This is a genomic window from Streptacidiphilus monticola (assembly GCF_042658505.1).
Classification (GTDB): Bacteria; Actinomycetota; Actinomycetes; order Streptomycetales; family Streptomycetaceae; genus Streptacidiphilus; species Streptacidiphilus monticola.
In genome coordinates, this window is sequence record NZ_JBHSQJ010000019.1 from 119,920 (window position 1) to 144,029 (window position 24,110).

The 24,110-nt window shown below is 72.2% G+C and carries 22 protein-coding genes and 1 pseudogene; 18 read left to right on the forward strand and 5 right to left on the reverse strand.

The features are described 5' to 3' along the window. Window positions 1-8: 8 nt before the first annotated feature. The 7 genes from ACFP3V_RS06340 to ACFP3V_RS06370 all read left to right on the forward strand — a co-directional run bounded on the left by ACFP3V_RS06340 (window position 9) and on the right by ACFP3V_RS06370 (window position 6,691). Window positions 9-527, forward strand: a complete 519-nt coding sequence (locus ACFP3V_RS06340) for an NUDIX hydrolase (protein ID WP_380580626.1) — start codon at window positions 9-11, stop codon at window positions 525-527. Between the two features lie 13 nt (window positions 528-540). Next, window positions 541-864, forward strand: a complete 324-nt coding sequence (locus ACFP3V_RS06345) for a DUF2469 domain-containing protein (RefSeq protein ID WP_380580628.1) — start codon at window positions 541-543, stop codon at window positions 862-864. A 172-nt stretch (window positions 865-1,036) separates the two neighbouring features. Further along, window positions 1,037-1,408 (forward strand): YraN family protein, encoded by a 372-nt coding sequence (locus ACFP3V_RS06350; protein ID WP_380580630.1) that lies wholly within the window; start codon window positions 1,037-1,039, stop codon window positions 1,406-1,408. Then, window positions 1,408-3,018 (forward strand): YifB family Mg chelatase-like AAA ATPase, encoded by a 1,611-nt coding sequence (locus ACFP3V_RS06355; RefSeq protein WP_380580632.1) that lies wholly within the window; start codon window positions 1,408-1,410, stop codon window positions 3,016-3,018. Before ACFP3V_RS06350 ends, ACFP3V_RS06355 begins: the two co-directional genes overlap by 1 nt. Before the next feature lie 764 nt (window positions 3,019-3,782). Further along, complete coding sequence (gene dprA, locus ACFP3V_RS06360; RefSeq protein WP_380580634.1) at window positions 3,783-4,874, forward strand: DNA-processing protein DprA; 1,092 nt, start codon at window positions 3,783-3,785, stop codon at window positions 4,872-4,874. A gap of 84 nt (window positions 4,875-4,958) precedes the next feature. Then, on the forward strand, window positions 4,959-5,831 hold the full coding sequence (gene whiG / locus ACFP3V_RS06365; protein ID WP_380580636.1) for an RNA polymerase sigma factor WhiG: 873 nt from the start codon (window positions 4,959-4,961) through the stop codon (window positions 5,829-5,831). A gap of 251 nt (window positions 5,832-6,082) precedes the next feature. Then, window positions 6,083-6,691, forward strand: coding sequence for a TetR/AcrR family transcriptional regulator (locus ACFP3V_RS06370; protein WP_380580638.1), 609 nt, complete (start codon window positions 6,083-6,085; stop codon window positions 6,689-6,691). A 71-nt stretch (window positions 6,692-6,762) separates the two neighbouring features. Here ACFP3V_RS06370 and ACFP3V_RS06375 read toward each other — a convergent pair. Further along, a pseudogene (locus tag ACFP3V_RS06375) lies at window positions 6,763-7,359 on the reverse strand (peptidoglycan DD-metalloendopeptidase family protein); the annotation flags it as partial. Between the two features lie 354 nt (window positions 7,360-7,713). Between ACFP3V_RS06375 and rpsB the strand changes: the two are divergent. The 6 genes from rpsB to rlmN all read left to right on the forward strand — a co-directional run bounded on the left by rpsB (window position 7,714) and on the right by rlmN (window position 13,389). Further along, window positions 7,714-8,571 (forward strand): 30S ribosomal protein S2, encoded by an 858-nt coding sequence (gene rpsB / locus ACFP3V_RS06380; protein WP_380580640.1) that lies wholly within the window; start codon window positions 7,714-7,716, stop codon window positions 8,569-8,571. 141 nt (window positions 8,572-8,712) lie between these two features. Next, window positions 8,713-9,549: a translation elongation factor Ts gene (gene tsf, locus ACFP3V_RS06385; protein ID WP_380580642.1), complete on the forward strand. Its 837-nt coding sequence runs from the start codon at window positions 8,713-8,715 to the stop codon at window positions 9,547-9,549. Between the two features lie 174 nt (window positions 9,550-9,723). Next, window positions 9,724-10,470: a UMP kinase gene (pyrH, locus tag ACFP3V_RS06390; protein ID WP_380580644.1), complete on the forward strand. Its 747-nt coding sequence runs from the start codon at window positions 9,724-9,726 to the stop codon at window positions 10,468-10,470. A 29-nt stretch (window positions 10,471-10,499) separates the two neighbouring features. Further along, the gene (gene frr, locus ACFP3V_RS06395; protein WP_380580646.1) at window positions 10,500-11,057 is read left to right on the forward strand and encodes a ribosome recycling factor; all 558 of its coding nucleotides are present in this window, start codon (window positions 10,500-10,502) and stop codon (window positions 11,055-11,057) included. 92 nt (window positions 11,058-11,149) lie between these two features. Further along, complete coding sequence (locus tag ACFP3V_RS06400) at window positions 11,150-12,070, forward strand: phosphatidate cytidylyltransferase (protein ID WP_380580648.1); 921 nt, start codon at window positions 11,150-11,152, stop codon at window positions 12,068-12,070. Between the two features lie 185 nt (window positions 12,071-12,255). After that, complete coding sequence (gene rlmN / locus ACFP3V_RS06405) at window positions 12,256-13,389, forward strand: dual-specificity RNA methyltransferase RlmN (protein WP_380580650.1); 1,134 nt, start codon at window positions 12,256-12,258, stop codon at window positions 13,387-13,389. A 164-nt stretch (window positions 13,390-13,553) separates the two neighbouring features. Here the strand turns inward: rlmN and ACFP3V_RS06410 are convergent, their stop codons facing one another. From ACFP3V_RS06410 to ACFP3V_RS06425, 4 genes are all read right to left on the reverse strand, one after another. Then, window positions 13,554-14,675, reverse strand: coding sequence for a hypothetical protein (locus ACFP3V_RS06410; RefSeq protein ID WP_380580652.1), 1,122 nt, complete (start codon window positions 14,673-14,675; stop codon window positions 13,554-13,556). Next, a complete protein-coding gene (locus tag ACFP3V_RS06415; protein ID WP_380580654.1) occupies window positions 14,657-15,550 on the reverse strand; it encodes an ABC transporter ATP-binding protein in 894 nt (297 codons plus the stop codon). Before ACFP3V_RS06415 ends, ACFP3V_RS06410 begins: the two co-directional genes overlap by 19 nt. 175 nt (window positions 15,551-15,725) lie before the next feature. After that, complete coding sequence (locus ACFP3V_RS06420) at window positions 15,726-17,093, reverse strand: aspartate aminotransferase family protein (protein WP_380580656.1); 1,368 nt, start codon at window positions 17,091-17,093, stop codon at window positions 15,726-15,728. Further along, the gene (locus ACFP3V_RS06425; protein WP_380580658.1) at window positions 17,090-17,563 is read right to left on the reverse strand and encodes an Lrp/AsnC family transcriptional regulator; all 474 of its coding nucleotides are present in this window, start codon (window positions 17,561-17,563) and stop codon (window positions 17,090-17,092) included. The genes ACFP3V_RS06420 and ACFP3V_RS06425 overlap by 4 nt, the downstream gene beginning before the upstream one ends. Window positions 17,564-17,736: 173 nt before the next feature. On the opposite strand from ACFP3V_RS06425, the gene ACFP3V_RS06430 reads away from it, so the two are divergent. From ACFP3V_RS06430 to ACFP3V_RS06450, 5 genes are all read left to right on the forward strand, one after another. Then, window positions 17,737-19,170: a gamma-aminobutyraldehyde dehydrogenase gene (locus ACFP3V_RS06430; RefSeq protein WP_380580660.1), complete on the forward strand. Its 1,434-nt coding sequence runs from the start codon at window positions 17,737-17,739 to the stop codon at window positions 19,168-19,170. A gap of 152 nt (window positions 19,171-19,322) precedes the next feature. Continuing rightward, window positions 19,323-20,288, forward strand: a complete 966-nt coding sequence (locus ACFP3V_RS06435) for a glycosyltransferase family 2 protein (RefSeq protein ID WP_380580662.1) — start codon at window positions 19,323-19,325, stop codon at window positions 20,286-20,288. 13 nt (window positions 20,289-20,301) lie between these two features. Beyond that, window positions 20,302-21,615, forward strand: a complete 1,314-nt coding sequence (locus ACFP3V_RS06440) for a polysialyltransferase family glycosyltransferase (RefSeq protein WP_380580664.1) — start codon at window positions 20,302-20,304, stop codon at window positions 21,613-21,615. Window positions 21,616-21,718: 103 nt separating this feature from the next. Continuing rightward, window positions 21,719-22,684: a glycosyltransferase family 2 protein gene (locus ACFP3V_RS06445; RefSeq protein ID WP_380580666.1), complete on the forward strand. Its 966-nt coding sequence runs from the start codon at window positions 21,719-21,721 to the stop codon at window positions 22,682-22,684. 55 nt (window positions 22,685-22,739) lie between these two features. Beyond that, complete coding sequence (locus ACFP3V_RS06450) at window positions 22,740-24,062, forward strand: polysialyltransferase family glycosyltransferase (RefSeq protein ID WP_380580668.1); 1,323 nt, start codon at window positions 22,740-22,742, stop codon at window positions 24,060-24,062. Window positions 24,063-24,110: the final 48 nt, after the last annotated feature.

Genomic DNA, 24,110 nt, shown 5'->3' on the forward strand with positions numbered 1-24,110 from the left:
GGGCGTTCATGACGGTCAGGCGCCGGCGGGCGGCCCGGGTGCTGCTGCTCGACCCGGCGGACCGCATCCTGCTGCTCCACGGCTTCGACCCTCAGGAACCCGGACGCCAGTGGTGGTTCACCCCGGGCGGCGGCGTCGAGGAGGGCGAGGAACTGCAGGACGCGGCGCTGCGCGAGATCGCCGAGGAGACGGGGATCCGCGAGGTCCGGATCGGTCCGCTGGTCGCCCGCCGGTCCTCGGCCTTCTCCTTCGACGGCCGCCACTACGACCAGGACGAGTGGTTCTTCCTGGCCTGGACGCCGACCACGGAGACGGACGCCTCCGGCCAGACCGAGCTGGAACTGCGCAGCACGGACGAACTGCGCTGGTGGACGGTGCGGGACCTGCTGGCCACCGAGGAGACCGTCTACCCCGGCGGACTGGGGGCGCTGCTGGACCAGGTGCTGCGGCACGGCCCGCCGACGCGGCCGGTCCGGCTCTCGCGGCCCCGCCCGTGGGCCACAATGGTGGGACGTACGCACAGCTGAGGGGACGCGGGGTATGAGTGCCGAGGATCTCGAGAAGTACGAGACCGAGATGGAGCTCAAGCTCTACCGGGAGTATCGGGACGTCGTCGGGCTGTTCAAGTACGTCATCGAGACGGAGCGGCGCTTCTACCTGACCAACGACTACGAGCTGAACGTGCACTCGCTGCAGGGCGAGGTTTTCTTCGAGGTCAGCATGGCCGACGCCTGGGTCTGGGACATGTACCGGCCGGCCCGCTTCGTGAAGAAGGTACGGGTACTGACCTTCAAGGACGTCAACGTGGAGGAGCTGGCCAAGAGCGACCTGGAGCTGCCGGGGGACAACGCCTTCGGCCGCTGACCGGGCGCATCGTCGGCGGGTCTTCCTTCGGCTGCCGCGTCAACCTCGGTACGTGCCCGCTCACCCGTGAGGGTGGGCGGGTTTTCCACATCCCCGGACTCGTCCACGGAACAAGGGAGCTGATGGCCCGTCAGCCGGGCACGGAGCAGAGTGCGTCGCGGAGGTGACCGCGATGACCGCACGCACGCAGGCTCTCGGCCGGTACGGGGAACAGGCCGCTGTCCGGTGGCTGGAGGCGGCCGGGCTGACCGTTCTGGACCGCAACTGGCGCTGCCGCTCCGGGGAGCTGGACGTCGTCTGCCTGGACGGGGACACGCTGGCCGTCTGCGAGGTGAAGACCCGCAGCGAGCACGGGGCGCAGGCCCCGGAGGAGGCGGTGGACGCCGTCAAGGCGGACCGGCTGCGGGAGCTGGCGCACCGCTGGCTGGCGGAGCGCTGGACTGGGCCGCCACCGCCGGGCGGCGTGCGGATCGACGTCGTCGGCGTCGTGCACGGGCGTCGTGGCGCCGCCCGGGTGCGGCACCTGCGCGGGGCGGTGGGCTGATGGCCTTCGCGCGGACGGGGGCGGTGGCGCTGCTCGGCGTCGACGGCGTGGTGGTGGAGGTGCAGGCGGATCTGGAGCGGGGCGTGTCCGCGTTCACGATCGTCGGGCTGCCCGACAAGGCGCTCAGCGAGGCCCGGGACCGGGTGCGGGCAGCCGTGGTCAACTCCGGGGAGGAGTGGCCGCAGAAGAAGCTGACGGTGGGTCTGTCCCCGGCCTCGGTGCCCAAGAGCGGCAGCGGATTCGACCTGGCCATCGCGGCCGCCGTGCTGGCCTCGGCGGAGCGGCTGCATCCGTCGTCCGTGGCGGGGCTGCTGATGGTCGGTGAGCTCGGTCTGGACGGCCGGGTCCGTCCGGTGCGGGGCATCCTGCCCGCGGTGCTCGCGGCGGCCGAGGCCGGCTACGAGGCGGTGGTCGTCCCGGCCTCGGAGCAGGCGGAGGCGGAGCTGGTCCCCGGCATCAAGGTCCTCGGGGTGTCCAGCCTGCGGCAGTTGATCGCGCTGCTGTGCGACGAGCCGCCACCCGAGGAGCCGGAGAACCCGGCCGAGCTCTACGGCGGCAACCCCGACCCGGCCCTGGCCGGGCTGGCCCTTCCGGGCATCGGAGTCGGCGGTGCGGATCTGATGCGCCGTGACCTCGCGGATGTCGCAGGCCAGTCGGCGGCCCGCAAGGCCCTCGAGATCGCCGCCGCCGGGGGCCACCACCTGTACCTGAAGGGGCCGCCAGGGGCCGGCAAGACCATGCTGGCCGAACGGCTGCCGGGGGTGCTGCCGCCGCTGACGCAGAAGGAGGCGCTGGAGGTCACCGCCATCCACTCGGTGGCCGGCCTGCTCCCTCCCGGGCGCCCGCTCTTGCAGCGCGCGCCCTACTGCGCCCCGCACCACTCCACGACCATGCCTGCCATCGTCGGCGGCGGCAGCGGCCTGCCCCGACCCGGGGCGGTCTCGCTGGCGCACCGCGGCGTTCTGTTCCTGGACGAGGCGCCCGAGTTTCCGATAAGGGTGCTCGACGCGCTGCGCCAGCCGCTGGAGTCGGGCGAGGTGGTCGTGGCGCGCTCGGCGGGCTCGCTCCGCCTCCCGGCCCGGTTCACCCTGATGCTCGCGGCCAACCCCTGCCCCTGCGGCCGCTGGTCGCAGGCGGGCGGCGGCTGCGAGTGCACGCCGACGATGGTCAGCCGGTACCAGAGCCGGCTGTCCGGCCCGCTGCTGGACCGGGTGGACCTGCGGGTGGAGGTCGAGGCCGTGTCCCGGGTCGAGCTGCTGTCGCACGCGGGCGCGTCCGAGTCCACGGCGGTGGTGGCGGCCCGCGTCGCGGAGGCCCGGGAGCGGGCCGCGGCCCGGTACGCGGACACGCCCTGGCGGCTGAACGGCGAGGTGCCCGGCCATGAGCTGCGCACGCGGTGGCGGGTGGCGCCCGACGCGCTGAAGGACGCCGAACGGGAGATGGAGCGGGGCTTCCTGACGGCCCGTGGACTGGACCGCGTGCTGCGCGTCGCCTGGACCACGGCCGACCTCGCCGGCGCGGACGCCCCTACGCGGGCGCACGTGCGCACGGCGCTCGGCTTCCGCAGCGCGCACGCCCGCAGCGGCCCGATGCCCGACCCGGAGTACTGACCCCGGCCACGCCGGGAGGTGCGGGGGCGTGCGGGCCCGTTGGGCAGGACGGGTGGGCCGCCCCCGCAGGGGAGGGGTGCGGGTGCCGTGCGCTGTGGGCGCGGGCGGGTGGGCGGCGCCCTCCACGCCCTCGCCAGGGCGGGTGGCGGGGGCGTGACGGACAGGGAGGGGCCGGTAGCCGGCGTCCTCCGCGTCCGGTCGCGGAGCACCTGGCGGCCAAGTGCCGTGTCGGGATAGGTCCACCGGGTTGCGGGGCCCGGCAGGGCACTCCCCAGCCTTCGGCCGGGGGTGCCCCCACGCCGCGTTGTCGGGCGCGCCCAAGTACATCCAGTACGAGGGCCACCCTCCGTCTTGCGATCTTCCCCCAGCCTTCGGCCGGGGGTGCCCCCACCACCGGAAAACCGCAACCCGGCGCACCTATCCGGACACGGCGCTAGCCATCAGCCGCGAGGGGCCCGGGGGTTCTGTGAGCCGGCCGGGGCGTTCCTCCGCGTCGTGTGCGGCGCGCTGGCGGCGGAGCTGCCCCGAGGGGCGCGGGGCTCGCCCTCCCGGGCCGGTGGGCCGACTCGGTCGGCCGGGCCGGTGTGCCGGGGCAATGTGCCGGGCCGGCCGGGTCGGTCGGCCGGTCGGGGGCCCCGCCGCGGGCCGCCGTCCCGGGGCGGCCCGACAGCCCGCGCGGCTCGGGGAGCACGTGCTCGTCGCCCGCACGCCCTGCCCGGTGGGGAGCGGGTCCTGTAAGTGAGCGAGCGAAGGAGGACGAGAGCGTGGACGAGGAGGAGCGGGTCGCGTGGGCGGCGCTGAATCGGATCGTGGAGCCAGGGGATGAGGAGGCAGGCGCACTGATCGTCGACGAGGGGCCCGTGGACGCGCTGGCGCGGCTCTGCGCGGCGCGGCAGCGGCTGAGGTTGGAACCTCCGGACGGCGCGCGCGAGTTGGCGCACGCCGCCCTGATCGGTGCGCGCTTCATCTGCCCGGGCGCGGGCGAGTGGCCGAGCCAGCTCGACGACCTCGGGCCGATCCGTCCCACCGGACTGTGGGTCCGTGGGGCGGCGTCCCTGCGCCTGGCGGCGCTCCACTCGGTCGCCGTCGTGGGCGCGCGGGCCTGTACCGAGTACGGTGCCCGCGTCGCCGCCGAACTGTCCGCCGCGCTGGCCGACCGGGGCCGGCCGGTCGTGTCTGGTGGGGCGAGCGGCATCGACGCCGCAGCCCACCGGGGCGCGCTCGTGGTGGGTGGCCTGACGGTCTCCGTGCTGGCCTGCGGGGTCGACCAGGTCTACCCGCGCAGCAACGAGCAACTGCTGAAGCGCATCGCCGAGTTGGGCCTCGTCGTCAGTGAGCTGCCGCTGGGCGCGCATCCCAACCGGCCGCGGTTCCTGCAGCGCAACCGCCTGATCGCCGCGCTCACCCGGGGCACCGTCGTGGTGGAGGCGGCCCGGCGCAGCGGGTCGCTCAACACCGCGCGCTGGGCGGCCGAGCTGAACCGGCACGTGATGGGCGTCCCGGGGCCCGTGGTCAGCGAACTGTCGTCCGGAGTACACGAGTTGATCCGCACCGGGGCGGTTCTGGTCACCTCTGCCGCAGAGGTGGTCGAACTTGTGGGCGGTGTGGGCACGGATCTCGCCCCCGCTCCGCAGCTGCCCGCGCTGCCGCGGGACATCCTCGGACCGGTGGCGCTCCGCGTGATCGAGGCGCTGCCCCTGGACCGGCGGGGCGCGCCGGTGGAGCACCTGGTCCGGCGGCTGGCGCTGCCGGCCCCCGCCGTGCTGGCCCGGCTCCACGAATTGTGCGCACTCGGAATGGTCGAGCGCGAAGGAGCGCACTGGAGGTTGAATCCGGAGCGGATCGCTACTCCATAGCGCTCGGAACGCACTCCGTCACGCTACGCTCACAACCGTTCCGTTGAATGGCCCAATGGTTCAGTAGAACGGCTCAAACCACGCATGCCCAGCTTCGGCACCTTCCCCGCGGATGATCCCCGCGGCGCACGCCTCCCCGGGGCCCGCGCCGCGGCGGAGGCGCCTGTGCCCGCGGCCACGGCGGCGCCTGCGCGGATCCGCACCGTCGACGACCTCTGGCACGCCTACAAGACCACCAACGACCCGGTGCTGCGCGAGCAGTTGATCCTCCACTACTCCCCGCTGGTCAAGTACGTCGCGGGCCGCGTGGGCGTCGGCCTGCCCGCCAACGTCGAGCAGGCGGACTTCGTCTCCTCGGGCGTCTTCGGACTCATCGACGCCATCGAGAAGTTCGACCCGGACCGCGCGATCAAGTTCGAGACCTACGCCATCAGCCGGATCCGCGGCGCGATCATCGACGAACTGCGGGCGCTGGACTGGATTCCGCGCTCCGTCCGGCAGAAGGCGCGCGCTGTCGAGCGCGCCTACGCCACGCTGGAGACGACGCTGCGGCGCACCCCGAACGATCCCGAGGTGGCCGCGGAGATGGGCATCGCGCTGGAGGAACTGCACGGCATCTTCAGCCAGTTGTCCCTCGCCAACGTCGTGGCGCTGGACGAGTTGATGCACGCCTCGGGCGAGAGCGGGGAGCGCGGGGGCAGCCTGGGCGACACCCTGGTGGACCCGGCCGCGGACGACCCGGAGCAGGTCGCGGAGTCCCGCGAGGTGCGCCGGCTGCTGGCCCGCGCCATCAACACGCTGCCCGACCGCGAGAAGACCGTGGTGAGCCTCTACTACTACGAGGGCCTCACCCTCGCCGAGATCGGCCACGTGCTCGGGGTGACCGAGAGCCGGGTGAGCCAGATCCACACCAAGGCCGTGCTCCAACTCCGCGCCAAGCTCTCCGACGCCCGCTGACCCGAGAACCGCCCGCCGGGCCCGCTCACCGCTGCCCCGCCGCTTGCCTCCGCCTCGCCCTGCCCGTGCGCTGCCCCCGCCTCGCCCCGCCGGCGCGCCTGCCCCGCCTCGCCCCGCCCGCGCGCCTGCCCCCGCCTCGCCCGGCCGGCGCGCCTGCCCCCATCTCACCCGCCCCCCGCGCCCGGGCCGGGCCTGTTGGCGCGGGCCCCTGGGACGCCGGGGGCGCGCGGGGGAGGCGTAGGGTGCTGGGCGTGCCAAGGATCAGAGCCGCCACCGTCGCCGAGCATCGAAGGCTTCAGCGAGAAGCCCTCCTCGGCGCCGCGCGCGAACTGCTCGCCCAGGGCGGGATGGACGCGCTGACCTTCCCCAACCTGGCGGCCCGCACCGGGCTCGCCCGCTCCTCGGTCTACGAGTACTACCGCTCCCGCGCCGCCGTGGTCGAGGACCTGTGCGCGGTGGACTTCCCCGCCTGGGCGCGGGACGTGGAGGCCGAGGTCGCCGCCGGAGGGACCGCGCAGGAGCGGGTCGCCGCCTATGTGCGGGCCCAGCTGCGGCTGGCCGGGGACGCGCGGCACCGTGCCGTCGTGGCGCTCTCCGCGGCGGAGCTGGAGCCCGAGGCGCGCGAGCGCATCCGGGCCGCCCACGGCGCGCTGGTCGATCTGGTCGTGGACGCGCTCGCCCAACTCGGCCACCCGCACCCCCGCCTGACGGCCGCTCTGCTGCAGGGCACGATCGATGCCGCCGTCCGGCGACTCGATCTCGCCCCGGCCGCCGAGGGCCACGAAGCCGTGATCGCGGCGGCCGTCTCCTTCGCGCTCACCGGAGCGAGCCGCGCGGTGCCGGGCAGCAGCACCGCCTGACGGGGCGTCAGCGGCAGCAGGGGCAGCAGCCTGGCCCGGCCGACCGAGAGCAGGGCCAGCGGGTCGAGGTAGTGGCGGCCGCGCAGCAGGCCCCAGTGCAGGCAACTACGCGGGCAGTGCGCTTCCCGGCCGCTGACCACGCCGAGCGGCTGCCCTGCTGACACCGCGTCACCCTTCCGCACCGACGCGGCCACCGGCTCGTACGTCGTCCGCAGCGGCGGATCCCCGGAGTCCGGGTGGACCACGGTGACCACCGGCTTCCCGCCGACCAGCCCGGCGAAGCCGACCACTCCCGCCCTCGCCGCCCGCACCTGCGTGCCCGCAGCCGCGGCGAGGTCGACGCCCCGGTGGCCGGCCAGCCACCGCTGCGCCGGAGGCGCGAAGCGCTGGACGACCACGTCCGGCACCCGCGGGACCGGCAGCACCGCGCCGGCCATCGGCCGCCGCCCCGCCGGCGCCCACGGCACCCCGGCAGCCGCCGCCGGACGTGCCGCACCCGGAGCGCCCGCACCCGGAGCTCCCGCAGGCGGTGGCAGCGCCCGGGCGGGTCCGATCAGCTCCATGGCCAACCACAGCAGCAGGCCCAGCACCAGCAGCACCCGCCGGGCGTCCGGCAGCGGCGACGGGCTGTGCGGAGAGGAGCACGGGACCAGCGGAAGCTTCGTCATGTGCCGCACTCTGCCCCTCCCCGGGGCGCCGCCGGCGCGCTCCGGGGCAGGCTGTGGACAGCGCACCGGCTGTGGACAACCAGCTCACTCCTTCGAGTGAGGGTGACGCCCGGCCGCAGGTCGCCCGGCGCTCGGCGCGTCCCGTACACTCTTACCGCGGCCCGGCCTGCCCGGGTCGACTTCGCACGCCCGCCTCCGGTCATCCGGAGCAGTGCCGCATCGGTCCTCCCGACAGGTTCCCGGTCCAGGTCATCGACCCTCTCCGGGCCCGTCCAGGCGCGGCGCGCCACGGGCGTCAGGCGCCGCGACACCGTCACGGCGGACAACCGGAAGAAGCACAAGAGGAGAACGGCCATGGCCGTCGTCACGATGCGGGAGCTGCTGGAGAGCGGCGTCCACTTCGGTCACCAGACCCGTCGCTGGAACCCGAAGATGAAGCGCTTCATCTTCACCGAGCGCAACGGCATCTACATCATCGACCTCCTGCAGTCGCTGAACTACATCGACCGCGCCTACGAGTTCGTCAAGGAGACCGTCGCCCACGGCGGCAGCGTCCTCTTCGTCGGCACCAAGAAGCAGGCCCAGGAGGCCATCGCCGAGCAGGCCACCCGCGTGGGCATGCCCTACGTGAACCAGCGCTGGCTCGGCGGCATGCTGACCAACTTCAGCACCGTCTACAAGCGTCTGCAGCGCCTCAAGGAGCTCAGCGAGATCGACTTCACGGACGTGGCCGGCTCCGGCCTCACCAAGAAGGAGCTCCTCGTCCTGCAGCGCGAGTACGAGAAGCTGGACAAGACCCTCGGCGGCATCAAGGACATGCAGCGTGTCCCGTCCGCCGTGTGGATCGTCGACACCAAGAAGGAGCACATCGCCGTCGGCGAGGCTCGCAAGCTCAACATCCCGGTCGTCGCGATCCTCGACACCAACTGCGACCCCGACGAGGTCGACTACAAGATCCCGGGCAACGACGACGCCATCCGCTCGGTCACCCTGCTCACCCGCGTGATCGCCGACGCCGTCGCCGAGGGCCTGATCGCCCGCTCGGGCGCCGGCAAGGGCGACGCCAAGCCGGAGTCCGGCGCCGACCAGCCGCTGGCCGACTGGGAGCGCGAGATCCTCGAGGGCGAGAAGAAGGCCGACGAGGCCGAGGCTCCCGCCGAGGTCCAGGCTTCCGCCGAGACCGAGAAGGCCGTCGAGTCCGAGCAGTCCTGAACGGACCGGTCGGCACCGATCGATTGACCTGGTGAGGGGTACGGCGGCGGCCGCCGTTGTACCCCTCCCGTCTGTGGACCCCGGTCCACCAGGTCCCACCAGACCACGCGATCACACCACGCGAGAAGAGATTCAGGAACCATGGCGAACTTCACCGCCGCGGACGTCAAGAAGCTCCGTGAGCTCACCGGCGCCGGGATGATGGACTGCAAGAAGGCCCTCGAAGAGGCCGAGGGCAACGTGGAGAAGGCCGTCGAGCTGCTCCGCATCAAGGGCCAGAAGGGTGTCGCCAAGCGCGAGGGCCGCGACGCCTCCAACGGCGCCGTCGTCTCCCTGCTGGACGGCACCAAGTCCGGCGTCCTGGTCGAGCTGAACTGCGAGACCGACTTCGTGGCCAAGGGCGACAAGTTCGTGGCCGTCGCCGACCGCCTGGCCGCCTTCGTGGCCGAGCAGTCCCCGGCCGACATCGAGGCCGCGCTGGCCGCCGAGATCGAGCCTGGCAAGACCGTCCAGCAGTTCGTGGACGAGGCCAACGCCAACCTGGGCGAGAAGATCGTCTTCCGTCGCTTCGCCCAGTTCAAGGACGGCGGCTCGGTCTACGCCTACATGCACCGCACCGACCCCGACCTGCCGCCGGCGATCGGCGTCCTGGTCGAGCTGGACGGCGAGAACGAGGAGGTGGCCAAGGGCGTCGCGCAGCACATCGCCGCCTTCGGTCCGTCCTTCCTCTCCCGCGAGGAGATCCCGGCCGAGGTGCTCGACAACGAGCGCCGCATCGCCGAGGCCACCGCTCGCGAGGAGGGCAAGCCCGAGGCCGCCCTGCCCAAGATCGTCGAGGGTCGCGTCACCGGCTTCGTCAAGGAGAACGCGGTCCTGGAGCAGGCCTACGCCAAGGACAACAAGAAGACCGTGCAGAAGGTGCTCGACGAGGCCGGCGTCAAGCTGACCCGTTTCGTGCGCTTCCGCGTCGGCGCCTGACCGTCCCGTACTCCGAGCAGTACGCGACGCGGGCAGCAGGGGTACACGCCCCTACGATGTGAGTCGTGAGAACGACGAGGAGGCCACTGCCGTGGAGGTAACCACACCTCGCCGCGGCGGTGGCCTCCTCTTGTACACGCGGGAAACCCGCGTGGCCGGTACAAGGAGGGTCTGATGACGGTCACCGCCGAGCAGGGCACGCGTCGCCGCGTGCTGCTCAAGCTTTCCGGCGAGGCGTTCGCCGGCGGAGGCGGCCTCGGCGTCGACCCCGACGTCGTCCACGCCATCGCCCGCGAGATCGCCACGGTGGTGCGCGGCGGCACCGAGGTGGCCGTGGTCATCGGCGGCGGAAACTTCTTCCGCGGCGCCGAACTGCAGCAGCGCGGCATGGACCGGGCCCGGTCCGACTACATGGGCATGCTCGGCACCGTGATGAACTCCCTTGCGCTGCAGGACTTCCTGAACAAGGAGGGCGTCGAGACCCGGGTGCAGACCGCGATCACCATGGGCCAGGTCGCCGAGCCGTACCTGCCGCTGCGGGCCGTGCGCCACCTGGAGAAGGGCCGCGTCGTGATCTTCGGCGCCGGTATGGGCATGCCCTACTTCTCCACCGACACCACCGCCGTGCAGCGTGCGCTGGAGATCCACGCCGAGGTGCTGCTCATGGGCAAGAACGGGGTGGACGGCGTCTACGACTCCGACCCGCGCACCAACCCCGGCGCGGTCCGCTTCGACGCGCTCGACTACAGCGAGGTGATCGCGCGCGACCTCAAGGTCGCCGACCTCACGGCGATCACCCTGTGCAAGGACAACGACCTCCCGATCCTCGTCTTCGAACTCCTCAAGGAGGGCAATATCGCCCGGGCCGTGAAGGGTGAGAAGATCGGCACGCTGATCAGCACCGACGCACCGCATTCCTGACCCTCCGAACCTCCTAGCGGGAGCAGACTGTGATCGAAGAGACCCTCCTCGAGGCCGAGGAGAAGATGGAGAAGGCCGTCAACGTGGCGAAGGACGACTTCGCCGCGATCCGTACCGGCCGCGCCCACCCGGCGATGTTCGCCAAGATCGTCGCCGAGTACTACGGGACGATGACCCCGATCAACCAGCTGGCCTCCTTCTCGGTGCCCGAGCCGCGGATGGCGGTCGTCTCGCCCTTCGACAAGAGTTCGCTGCGCGTCATCGAGGAGGCGATCCGCAACTCCGACCTCGGCGTCAACCCGAGCAACGATGGGTCCATCATCCGGGTGGTGTTCCCGCAGCTGACCGAGGAGCGCCGCAAGGAGTACATCAAGGTCGCCCGCGGCAAGGCCGAGGACGCCAAGATCTCCATCCGCTCGGTGCGCCGCAAGGCCAAGGAGACCCTCGACAAGCTCGTCAAGGACGGCGAGGTCGGCGAGGACGAGGTGCGCCGCGCCGAGAAGGAGCTCGAGGACACGACCGCGCGCTACGTCGCGCAGGTGGACGAGCTCCTGAAGCACAAGGAAGCCGAGCTGCTCGAGGTCTGATGAACGACGACTCCCTCTGGGGGCCCGCGCCCGGCGCCGCCCGACACGCAGCGCCCCCGGAGGGACTGCCGTTCGGTGCGCCCACCGACCCCATGGCACAGACTCAGTACATGCCCCCCGTGCCCCCCGTGAGCGAGCAGGCGCCGCAGATGCCACAGCCGCACATCCCCCCTGCCCCCGCGGCGCCCAAGCAGCCCAAGGCGGGACGCGACCTCCGCGCCGCCATAGGGGTGGGCGTCGGGCTGGGCGTCGTCATCGTCGCTTCGCTGTTCTTCGTGAAGTGGCTGTTCACCGGTGTCGTGGTGGCCGCGGTCGCCGTCGGGGCCTGGGAGTTGACGAGCCGTCTGCTGGAGGCCAAGGGCATCCGGGTGCCGCTCGTGCCGCTGGTGGTGGGCGGCGCGGCGATGGAGGTGTCGGCGTACCTGGGCGGCGCCCAGGCGGCGCTGGTCGCCTTCGCGCTGACCTGCCTGGGGCTGCTGGTCTGGCGGATGTCCGAGCCGCCGGAGGACTACCTGCGGGACGTGACCGCCGCCGTGTTCACGGCGTTCTACGTCCCCTACCTGGCGACGTTCGTGATGCTGATGCTGGCCGCGGACGACGGCCCGCAGCGCGTCGTGCTGTTCCTCGTGCTGACGGTGTGCAGCGACACCGGCGCGTACGCGGTGGGCTCGCGCTTCGGCCGGCACAAGCTGGCCCCGAGGATCAGTCCCGGCAAGACCCGGGAAGGTCTGGTCGGCGGGGTGCTGCTGTGCATGATCGCCGGGGCCCTCGGCATGCAGTTCATGATCGACAAGGGTTCGTGGTGGCAGGGCCTGGTGCTGGGCGCGTGCGTCGCGGTGAGCGCCACGCTGGGCGACCTCGGCGAGTCGATGATCAAGCGGGATCTCGGCATCAAGGACATGGGCACCCTGCTCCCCGGCCACGGCGGGATCATGGACCGCCTCGACTCCCTGCTGCCCACCGCGCCCGTCGTCTGGCTCGTCCTCGCCGGACTGGTCGGCACCAACATGTAGCGGCGCCCCGACAGGGGCGCGAGGAACTGCGCGTCCAACACACCACTGGGGGAGGTCCGGCCTCGATCAACGGGGCGGACCTCCCCCAGTGGTGTGTTGGACGGGCTGGGGCACCTCGCGCCCGGAGGGCGGGGGATTCCTCGCGCCCGTAAGGGGGCGGGGCATCTGCGACACTTGAAGGCATCATGCCTAAGCCACTGCCTGGACAGCTCACGTTCGTCGCGCCCCGGGGCGCCAAGCCGCCGCGCCACCTCGCCGACATGGACGCGGCCGAGCGCCGCGAGGCGCTGGCCGCCCTGGGCGAGAAGCCCTTCCGCGCGGACCAGCTCTCGCGTCAGTACTTCGCGCGCCTGTCGGCCCGGCCGGACGAGTGGACGGACATCCCGGCCGCGTCCCGCGCGAAGCTGGCCGAGGCGCTGCTGCCGAACCTGATGACCGAGGTCCGGCACGTCTCCTGCGACAACGACACCACGCGCAAGACGCTGTGGAAGCTCTTCGACGGTGTCCTCGTCGAGTCGGTGCTGATGAAGTACCCCGACCGGATCACCATGTGCATCAGCTCCCAGGCGGGCTGCGGCATGAACTGCCCCTTCTGCGCCACGGGCCAGGCGGGGCTGACCCGCAACCTCTCCACCGCCGAGATCGTGGAGCAGATCGCCGCGGGCATGCGCAGTATCAAGGCGGGCGACTTCGGTGGAACGCCGGGCGGGGCCGAGGGCGAGGAGAGGGCCGTGCGCCTGTCCAACGTCGTCTTCATGGGCATGGGCGAGCCGCTGGCGAACTACAAGCGCGTCATCGCGGCCATCCGCCGCCTCACCGAGCCGGCGCCCAGCGGCTTCGGCCTCTCACAGCGCGGGATCACCGTCTCGACCGTCGGCCTGGTCCCCGCGATCAACCGGCTCGCGGAGGAGAAGCTCAGCGTCCGCCTCGCGGTGTCGCTGCACGCCCCGGACGACGAGCTGCGCGACGAGCTGGTGCCCGTGAACACCCGCTGGAAGGTGGCCGAGGTGCTGGACGCGGCGTGGGACTACGCCGCGCAGTCCGGGCGCCGGGTCTCCATCGAGTACGCGCTGATCCGCGACATCAACGACCAGGCATGGCGGGCGGATCTGCTGGGACGCCTGCTGAAGAACCACCGGGCCCACGTGAACCTCATCCCGCTGAACCCGACGCCCGGCTCGAAGTGGACGGCGAGCCGTCCGGAGGACGAGGCGGAGTTCGTGCGGCGGCTGCAGTCCCACGGCGTGCCGGTCACCGTCCGCGACACCCGGGGCCAGGAAATCGACGGCGCCTGCGGCCAGTTGGCCGCGGCGGGATAGTTGCACCCTCCAGGGGCGCGAGGTGCTGCGCGACCGGCCCACCACCCACGGAGGTCCGACCCGTTGATCGGGGACGGACCTCCCTCAGTGGTGGGCTGGTCGCGGTGGGGGCACCTCCCGCCCGAAGGGTGGGGGATCCTCGCGCCCCTGCGGTGGGCTCACCCTCAGATCGAAAGTGCGGCGGTGGCCAGGAGGCCCGTGGCCGTGCCCGTCGCCAGCACCACCGCGACGGCTGCCACGCTCCGCAGGGCCACCGCGGAGCGGAACGTCGAGGCGGGAGCGCCCATCCGCTCCAGCGGGGCGTAGATCGCACGGCGCAAGCCGCTCAGCTCGGCGAGGCGGGTCAGCAGGGCGCCCAGCACGCACAGCGCCAGCAGCACCCCCTCGATGCGGGGGAGGGGCCCGACCGGTCCCGCCTCGGCGGCGTAGTGGCGGACCGCCACCACCCCCACCGCGCCGACGATGGCCAGCACGGCCAGCGGGGTGCCCAGCCTTCGGGCCTCGGACTGCAGGCCGCGGCCGGCCAGCAGGCGCACGGCCCGCGGGCCGCCCCACGTCAGCACCAGGCCGGAGGCGTGCAGCAGGAGCGGCACGGCGAGGGCCAGGCCGACGACGGCCAGCATCCAGCCGAGTGCTCCCGCCACCGCCCCGCGGGTGTGCACGGCGGCCAGCACCATCGCCGTGCCGCCCGTCAACAGTCCGGCGCTCACGGCCAGTTGCAGCGGCCCGGGGGTCGACGCGGCCGGTTGGGCGTCCTCGTCCGGCAGTACGTCCTCCGGACGGACCGCCGCTGCGGCGGCGAGGCCGCCGCAGAGCGGGACCAGGGCGAGCAGGGTGATCGCCGCGGCCGGGGGCAGCGACGCGTGGACGGCGAGCGCCCGGTCGAGCTTGGTGCCCGGCGCCAGTTCGAGCACGTGGCCGCGCAGCAGCAGGTACCCGGCCAGCGCGGTGAGCGCGCCGACCGCGCAGGCCACCGCGATCTCCCCGGCGAGCAGCACCCGCAGCCGCAGCTTGCCCAGCCCGGCGGCCAGCAGGCCGGCGATCCGCTCGGGCTGCTGCACCGGCATGGCCCGGGCCCAGGCCGCGGCCAGGTATGCCACGCCGGCCAGCGCCGGCAGGCACCACAGCAGGCGCAGCACGGCGGCGTGCGAGGCCGCCGGATCGCTGAGGGCCCGGCCGAGGGCCCGCAGCAGCAGGGCGGCGACGATGCCGGCGGCGATCGTCGTCAGCGCCCAGCGCAGCAGGTCGAGCGTGCGGTATCCGCGGGCTACACGGAGGTAGAACACCTGGCTGCGTCCTCTTCCGACTGTGAATCCAACTGTGGTTCCAAGGGTGGATCCGGCTGTGGCTCCGAGTCGCCGCCCGACCCGGGCCCGAGCGCCGTCGCGGCGGGCACCGCCACGGGCAGCGGCTCCGACTCGGCCGGGGCGGCGGCCTCCTGACGGGCCGTCACCGGGGCGGCCAGGCGACCGTCGGCCATCGCGGCGATCCGGTCGGCGTAGCGGGCCACGTTCGAATCGTGCGTCGCCAGGATAAGGGTGATCTTGTGCGAGCGGGACGCGGCCAGCAGTATCCGCATGACCTGGTCCTGGGACTCGCGGTGCAGCGGCGCGGTGGGCTCGTCGGCGAAGAGCACGGCCGGGCGCGGGGCCAGGGCGCGGGCGACGGCCACACGCTGGCGCTGGTCCTGCACCAGCTCCGCCGGGCGGAGCTTGGCGCAGGCGGCGACGTCCAGCCGCTCCAGCCACTCGGCGGCGGCGGTGTACGCGTCCCGGCGCGGGGCGCCCGCCAGCAGCAGCGGCAGGGCGACGTTCTCACGCGCCGTCAGTTCCGGGACCAGGTGCGGCTCGGGGCCGACGTAGCCGAAGCGCTCGCGGCGCAGCCGCTCCCGTCCGGCGCGGTTGAGCGTGTGCACCGGGGAGGAGTTGAACCAGATCTCGCCCTCGTCCGCGGTCAGTATGCCGCTGAGGCAGTCGAGCAGGGTGGTCTTGCCGGCGCCGCGCGGGCCGGTGACGGCGAGCACCTCGCCCTCGCGGACGCCGAGGGAGACGCTGCGCAGGGCGGGGGTCCCCTGGTGGAACTTGACCAGGGCCCGCGCCCAGAGGACGTCGTTGTCCGGTGGGGCGGCTGGGGCGACGGACACGGGGAACCTCCGCTGCATGCGAGTTGTGGCTCACAGACTAGAACGAGGCATCCTCACGCCGGTTGCGTGCGCTTTCTTCCCTCGTGTCGCGATAATCACTCGAACAGAGCACGAAAATACACGCCGATGGGCGGCACCCGCACGGAGCAGGTGCCGCCCATCGGACGACTCGTGACGGACCGTCAGGGAACCGTCAGAGCTTGGTCCACGCCTCGGTGAGGACCGAGCGCAGGATCTGCTCGATCTCGTCGAAGGTGGACTGGTCCGCCGTCAGCGGCGGGGAGAGCTGGATGACCGGGTCGCCACGGTCGTCGGCGCGGCAGTACAGGCCGTTGTCGAACAGGGCCTTGGACAGGAAGCCGTAGAGCACGCGCTCGCACTGCTCGTCGCTCAGCGACTCCTTGGTGGCCTTGTCGGCGACCAGTTCGATGCCGTAGAAGAAGCCGTTGCCGCGGACGTCGCCGACGATCGGCAGGTCGTGCAGCTTCTGCAGCGTCTGCAGGAAGGCGCCCTCGTTCTCCAGCACGTGCTTGTTCAGGCCCTCACGCTCGAACAGGTCGAGGTTGGCCAGCGCGACGGCCGAGGAGACCGGGTGGCCGCCGAAGGTGTAGCCGTGCAGGAAGGTGTTGTCGCCCTTGTAGAACGGCTCGGCGATGCGGTCGGAGATGATCGCGGCGCCGATCGGGGAGTAGCCCGAGGTCATGCCCTTGGCGCAGGTGATGATGTCCGGCACGTAGTCGAACTTGTCGCAGGCGAACGTCGTGCCGAGGCGGCCGAAGGCGCAGATGGTCTCGTCGGAGACGAGCAGCACGTTGTACCTGTCGCAGATCTCGCGGACCCGCTGGAAGTACCCGGGCGGCGGCGGGAAGCAGCCGCCGGCGTTCTGCACCGGCTCCAGGAAGACGGCGGCGACGGTGTCCGGGCCCTCGAACAGGATCTGCTGCTCGATCTGGTCGGCGGCCCACTGGCCGAAGGCGACCTCGTCGTCCGCGAAGAGCGGCGCGCGGTAGAAGTTGGTGTTCGGGACCTTGTGCGCACCCGGCACCAGCGGCTCGAACGGGGCCTTCAGGCCCGGCAGGCCGGTGATGGACAGGGCGCCCTGCGGGGTGCCGTGGTAGGCGACGGCTCGCGAGATGACCTTGTACTTGGTGGGGTGCCCGGTCAGCTTGAAGTACTGCTTGGCCAGCTTCCACGCGGTCTCGACGGCCTCGCCGCCGCCGGTGGTGAAGAAGACCTTGTTCAGGTCGCCCGGCGCGTACTCGGCCAGGCGCTCGGCCAGCTCGATCGCGTTCGGGTGGGCGTAGCTCCACACCGGGAAGAAGGCGAGCTGCTCCGCCTGCTTCCGGGCGACCTCGGCCAGCTCGGTGCGGCCGTGGCCGGCCTGCACCACGAACAGGCCGGCGAGGCCGTCCAGGTACTTGCGGCCGTTGCTGTCGTAGATGTAGTTGCCCTCACCACGGACGATGGTGGGAACCGGGCTGTTCTCGTACGAGGACATCCGGGTGAAGTGCATCCACAGATGGTCGTAGGCCTTCTTGGAAAGGTCCGCGTCGGCGCTCATCGGGTACCCCAGGTGTAGGTCTGTTTCCGGAGTTTCAGGTAAACGAAGCTCTCGGTCCTCCGCACGCCGGGCAGCGCGCGGATGCGCTTGTTGATCAGTTCGAGGAGATGTTCGTCGTCCTCGCAGATCAGCTCGGCCATCAGGTCGAACGAGCCTGCGGTGACGACGACGTAGTCCACCTCGTCCATGGCCACCAGCGCGTCCGCGACCGGCTCGATGTCGCCCTCGACGGTGATCCCGATCATCGCCTGACGGGTGAACCCGACGGTGAGCGGGTCGGTCACGGCGACGATCTGCATGACGCCCTGGTCGAGCAGCTTCTGGACGCGCTGACGAACCGCCGCTTCCGACAGGCCCACTGCCTTGCCGATGGTCGCGTAGGGACGCCGCCCGTCCTCCTGCAGCTGCTCGATGATCGCCTTGGAGACGGAGTCGAGAGGAACGCTGCCGTTCCGGTCACGGTTGGCCACGTCGTCACCATGCACTATCCGATCGCCCGTTCGCAAGTGATTCCGTCGCAGATCTTGGATTCAGGAACTGAATCCATCGTGTTGCCAGCTCAGCCCTGCCGATAACCGTAGGTGTGGGGCTACGCTGGGCAGGGTCCGACAAGGACGTCCCGGATTCGAGAAGAGGTCCCCTCGTGAGCGAGCTTCTGAAGCTGCGCAACTACATCAACGGCGCGTTCACCGATGCGGCCGACGGCCGCACCACCGAGGTCATCGATCCCACCACGGGGGAGGCCTACGCCACCGCGCCGCTGTCCGCCGAGGCCGACGTCGACGCGGCCATGGCCGCCGCGGCCGCGGCCTTCGAGAGCTGGCGGGACACGACGCCCTCGGAGCGGCAGCGCGCCCTGCTGAAGATCGCCGACGCGATCGAGGCCCGCGCGGAGGAGCTGGTCGCGGTCGAGTCCAAGAACACCGGCAAGCCGATCGCGCTGACCGCCTCGGAGGAGATCCCCCCGATGGTGGACCAGATCCGCTTCTTCGCCGGCGCCGCCCGCCTGCTGGAGGGCAAGTCCGCGGGCGAGTACATGGACGGCATGACCTCGATCATCCGCCGCGAGCCGGTAGGCGTCTGCGCCCAGGTCGCCCCCTGGAACTACCCGATGATGATGGCCGTGTGGAAGTTCGCCCCGGCCATCGCCGCGGGCAACACCGTGGTCCTCAAGCCCTCGGACACCACCCCGGCCTCCACCGTGCTGCTGGCCGAGATCATCGGCGAGATCCTGCCGCCCGGCGTCTTCAACGTCATCTGCGGCGACCGGGAGACCGGCCGGCTGATGGTCGAGCACCGCACCCCGGCGATGGCCTCCATCACCGGCTCGGTCCGCGCCGGCATCCAGGTCGCGGGCTCCGCGGCCAAGGACGTCAAGCGGGTCCACCTCGAGCTCGGCGGCAAGGCCCCGGTCGTGGTCTTCGAGGACGCCGACATCGCCGAGGCCGTCGAGGGCATCTCGGTCGCCGGCTTCTTCAACGCGGGCCAGGACTGTACGGCGGCCACCCGCGTGCTGGTCCACGAGTCGATCCACGACGAGTTCGTCGCCGCGCTGGCCAAGGCCGCCCAAGACACCAAGACCGGGCAGCCGGACGACGAGGACGTGCTGTTCGGCCCGCTCAACAACGCCAACCAGCTGGCCCAGGTCACCGGCTTCATCGACCGCCTGCCGGCCCACGCCAAGGTCGAGGCCGGCGGCCACCGAGTCGGCGACAAGGGCTACTTCTACGCCCCCACCGTGGTCTCCGGCCTCAAGCAGGACGACGAGATCGTCCAGAACGAGGTCTTCGGCCCGGTCATCACGGTGCAGAAGTTCTCCGACGAGGCCGAGGCCGTGGCCAACGCCAACGGCGTCGAGTACGCGCTGGCCTCCTCGGTGTGGACCAAGGACCACGCCCGCGCGATGCGCATGTCCAAGAAGCTCGACTTCGGCTGCGTGTGGATCAACACCCACATCCCGCTGGTCGCCGAGATGCCCCACGGCGGCTTCAAGAAGTCCGGCTACGGCAAGGACCTGTCCGCCTACGGCTTCGAGGACTACACCCGCATCAAGCACGTGATGACCAACATCGGCTGAAGCACCCTGGGCCGACGCTCAGTCAATTCCTAAGGAAAGGCCCCGCGGACACAGTCTGCGGGGCCTTTCTGTGAGTTCTCGTGCGGAGTTCCCACTTTCTCTTTCCGGCCTCTAGAGTCGCGAAAGGAACGGGAGTTGGAACAGGAGCGCACGTGAAACTGTCGGTGGTCGCCATCTTCCACGGCATCGAGGACTACGCCCCGGCCATGCTGTACGGCCTCGCCGCGGCGGCGGCCACGGACACCGAGTTCCTGCTGGTCGACGACGCCTCCCGGGACGGCACCGGGCAACTGCTGCACGACTTCGCCTCCGGCCGGTCCGACACCCGGGTGATCCGGCTCGCCGAGAACGGCGGACCGTCCGTCGCCCGCAATGCCGGACTCGATCGGGCGAAAGGCCGCTGGATCGTGTTCCTCGACGGCGACGACTGGCTCGCTCCCGGATATCTGCGCGAACTCCTCGCGCAGGCCGAGGAACTCGACTGCGATTTCGTGCGCACCGACCATGTCCGGGTCACCGGCCGCACTCGCGAACTCGTCCGCGCTCCGCAGGCGCGCCGGGGCGTGCGCCTCGACCCGCGCGCGGCCATCGGCCCCGCCGACCGCAGGACCATGGTCGACTACCCCTTCCCCTGGGCCGGCATCCACCACCGCCGGCTGCTGGACCGCGGCCTGCTCCACTTCGACCCGGCGCTGCGCACCTGCGAGGACCGCGAGTGGACCTGGCGCCTGTACCTCGGCGCCGACTCCTACGCCGTCAGCAGCCTGGCCGGCGTGCACTACCGGCGGGCCGTCGCCGGGTCGCTGACCCAGGTCGGCGACGCCCGGCAGCTCGACTTCATCCCCGCCTTCGACGCCGTCCTGCGCCATGCCGCCGCCGACCGCGAGGCGGACCGGCTGCTGCCCAAGGCCGTGCGCAGCTACACCGCGATGATCGACTTCCACTGGCGCAACGCGGGACGCCTGCACCGCGACGTGGCCCGGCGGCTGCGCACCGAGGCGGCCGCCGCGGTGGGACGGATGCCGCGCGCCCACCTCGACACCGTCCTGGCCGCCAGCGACCCCGCCCGCCGGACACTCATCCGCCGTCTGGCGGCCCGTCAGTCCGCGGCCGCCTGAACGGAGTCACGTCATGGTGCAGTTCTTCGTCGCCTCCACCCTGTACGGCGCCGCCACTCTCGGCGCGGCCCTGGACGCCGGACTCTTCGGCACCGGTCACCGGCGCATCCTGCTGGTCAGCAACAACGCCACGGCACCCGAGGTCACCCCCGCCCTCGACCGGGCGCCCGGCTTCGCGGCGCTGCGGCCCCGCTTCGACGAGGTCCGCTCCTGGAACGCGGAGACCGCCCCGCAGCACCCCTCCGAATGGAGCCCACGCAACGCCGATCTTCCGCTGTGGGAGCGGCAGTTGCGGCGGAGCTGGGGTCTGGGGGACGAGCCGGTCGAGCTGGTCGTCGAGTCCTTGCAGGCCAACCCGGCCGAGGCGCTGGTCCGGATCTTCGGCGACGCGCTGGTGCACGTCTACGCCGACGGCGTGATGAGCTACGGGCCCACCCGCAAGCGCCTGCCGGAGCTGGTCCCCGGCCGCATCGAGCGGCTGCTCCACCCCGACCTGCTCCCCGGCCTGGAACCGCTGCTGCTGACCGAGCACGGCGTCCCGCGGCAGGGGGTGCCGCTGCCCGCCTTCCGGGCCGTCCTCGACGAGTTGGCCGCGCTGGACCGCTTCGGCGGCGTCCCGCAGGGCGGCGCGCTGCTGCTCGGACAGTACCTGTCCCCGCTCGGGCTGCTGAGCCGCACCGAGGAGGAGCGGCTGCACGCCGACATGCTGCGGGCCGCGGTGGCCGCCGGGCACCGGCACGTGGTCTTCAAGCCCCACCCGAGCGCCCCGCTGCCGCTCACCCGGGCGCTCGAACAGGCCGCGGAGGAGGCCTGCGTCCGGGTCACCGTGCTCCGCGAGCCGGTCCTCGCCGAGACGGCCTTCGCCCGGCTGCGCCCGGAGCTGGTCGTCGGGTGCTTCTCGACCGGACTGTTCACCGCCCGCGCCCTGTTCGGCCTGCCGGTGGTCAGCGTCGGCGCCGCGACCGTGCTGCGGCGGCTCACCCCCTTCGCCAACAGCAACCGGGTGCCGCTGACCCTGGCCCACGCCCTGATGGGCGGTCAGCCGCCGCAGGACGTGCGCCCGTTGCTGCGCGCCGTCGGCCACTGCATGCAGCCCGAGGCGTACCCGGAGCTGCGCTCCGAGACCGAGGCCTGGCTGTTGGCGAGTACGGAGGAGACGGTTCGTACCTACATCGGCACCGCCCGCCTGAGCGCCCTCGGCCTCCCGGGCGGCCAGGTACTCAGCAAGGAGAACGCGGTCCGGCTGCTGCGGCAGAACCCCACGCTGCGGCGCGCGGTCCGCGAGGCCCGCACCGTGCGCAGGGCGGTGACGCGTGCACTCCGCTAGTTCACGCGGACTTCGCTCCCGCGTCAACGAGGGCTGCGTGTTCGTAAGCCCGCCCTGTCTAGGGTCTTGCCGTTAATGATCTGGTGAGGCCTCAGGAGCGCCCGTGAAGCTGTCGGTCGTCGTCCCCTGCTACCGCGTGGCGGCGTTCGCGCCGACCATGCTGCGCAGCCTGGACCGGAACGCCGCCGACGGGATCGAGTTCCTGCTGGTGGACGACTGCTCGACCGACAGCACACCCGACCTGCTGCACGCCTGGGCCCGCGGTCGCCGGGACGCCCGGGTGCTGCGCACACCGGAGAACAGCGGCCTGTCCGCGGCACGCAACCTCGGCCTGGACGCCGCCGAGGGCCGGTGGATCATGTTCTTCGACGGGGACGACTGGCTCGGCCCCGGCTACCTCCCCCAGCTCCTGGCGGTCGCCGAGCGCCACGACGCCGACTTCGTGCGCACCGACCACGTCCAGGTCACGGCGATCAAGCGGGTGGTCCACCGGGCCCCCCAGGCACGTCGCAACGTCGTCCTCGACCCGCGGGACGGCATCCTGCCCGCCAACACCCGCACCATGGTGGACTACCCCTACGCCTGGGCCGGCGTGGCCCACAGCCGGCTGCGCGACCGCGGGCTGCTCCACTTCGACCCCGAGCTGCGCACCGCCGAGGACCGGCCCTGGATCTGGCGGCTGCACCTCAACGCCGACTCCTACGTCGTCGCCGGCCTGCACGGACTGTTCTACCGACGGGCCGTCAGCAACTCGCTCACGCAGATCGGCGACGCCCGCCAACTCGCCTTCCTGCGCGCCTTCGACGACGTCCTCGCGCAGGTCGCGGCGGATCGTGACGCCGAGGCGATGCTCCCCAAAGCGGTCCGCACCTACGTCGCCATCATCGCCCACCACCTGTCGCGACAGGACCGGCTGCTGCCCGAGGTCGCGGCCGAACTGCGGGCCGGGGCCGCGGACGCGCTGGCCCGGATGCCGCAGGACCACCTCGAACGGGTTCTCGGCGAGATCGACGACGACCGTGCCCGCGCGGTGCGCAGGCTCCGCCGCCGGACGCCCGTCGCGGCCTGACCCCGACCTCCGTCCCCCGTACCACTGCTGACGCGACCCGAGGAGTTCCGCCGCCGTGACCCGGCCCGTCCAGATCTTCGCCGCCTCCACCCTCTACGGCGCCGCCACCGTGTGCGCCGCGATCGACGCCGGCCGCTTCGGCCCGGCGGCGCGGCGGATCCTCCTCGTCTGCAACAACGCCGTGGTCCCGGAGACCACCCCGGCCTTCGACGAGAGCCCGTCCTTCGCGGCGCTGCGCTCCCGCTTCGACGAGGTCCGGTCCTGGAACGCGGAGATCTACCCGCAGCACCCCAGCGACTGGGGCCCGCGACTGGCCGATGTCCAGCTCTGGGAACGGCAGTTGCGGCGCGGCTGGGAGCTGGGCGACGCGCCCGTCGAGCTGGTGCTGGAGTCGATCCAGGTCAACCCGGCCCGCGCGCTGGCCTCGATCTTCTCCGAGGCACTGCTGCACGTGTATGCCGACGGCGTCATGTCCTACGGGCCGACCCGCAACAAGCTGCCCGACCTGCTGCACGGGCGGCTGGAGCGGCTGCTCTACGTGGATCTCGTCCCCGGGCTCACACCCCTGCTGCTGACCGAGTACGGCGTGGCGCAGGAGGCCGTGCCGGGGCCTGAACTGCGCGCCGTGCTCACCGAACTCGCCGCCTGCGGACCGGACTTGGGAGAGGTCGAGCCCGGCGGGGCGCTGCTGCTCGGCCAGTACCTGTCCGCGCTGGGGCTGATCGAGGAGGACGAGGAGGAGGCACTCCACGGCGACATGCTGCGGGCCGCGGTGGCCGCCGGGCACCGGCAGGTCGTCTTCAAGCCGCACCCGAGCGCGCCGCTGCCGCTGACCCGGTCGCTCCTCGCGGCGGCCGAGCAGGAGGGCGTCCGGCTCCGGGTGCTGGACGAGCCGCTGCTGGCGGAGACGGCGTTCGAGGTGTTCAAGCCGGAGCTGGTCGTCGGCTGCTTCTCGACCGGCCTGTTCACCGCCCGCGCGCTGTACGGCCTTCCGGTCGCCCGCGTCGGCACGGAGCTGGTGCTGCGCAGGCTGCAGCCGTACGAGAACAGCAACCGGGTGCCGGTGACGCTGGCCCACCTGCTGCTGGGGGAGGGGGAAGCCCCGCTGGACGCAGGGGAGTTGGTACGGACGGTGGGCTACTGCATGCAGCCCGAGCTGTACGCCCCGCTGCGGGGGGAGGCGGTGGAGTGGCTGACCCGACATCTGGGGCCGGACACGGCGCGGTACTTCACGAAGCGGCGGTTGAGCGGGTTGGGGCTGCCCGGGGGACAGCCGGTGAGCAAGGAGAACGCGGTGCGGCTGCTCAAGCAGAGCGCGGCGGTCCGCCGCGCGGCGCGCGGCGCACGAACGGTCCGCAAGGTGGTCGCAGGGAAGTAGTTGCACCTTCCCGCCAGGGGCGCGAGGAACTGCGCGAGCAACCCACCA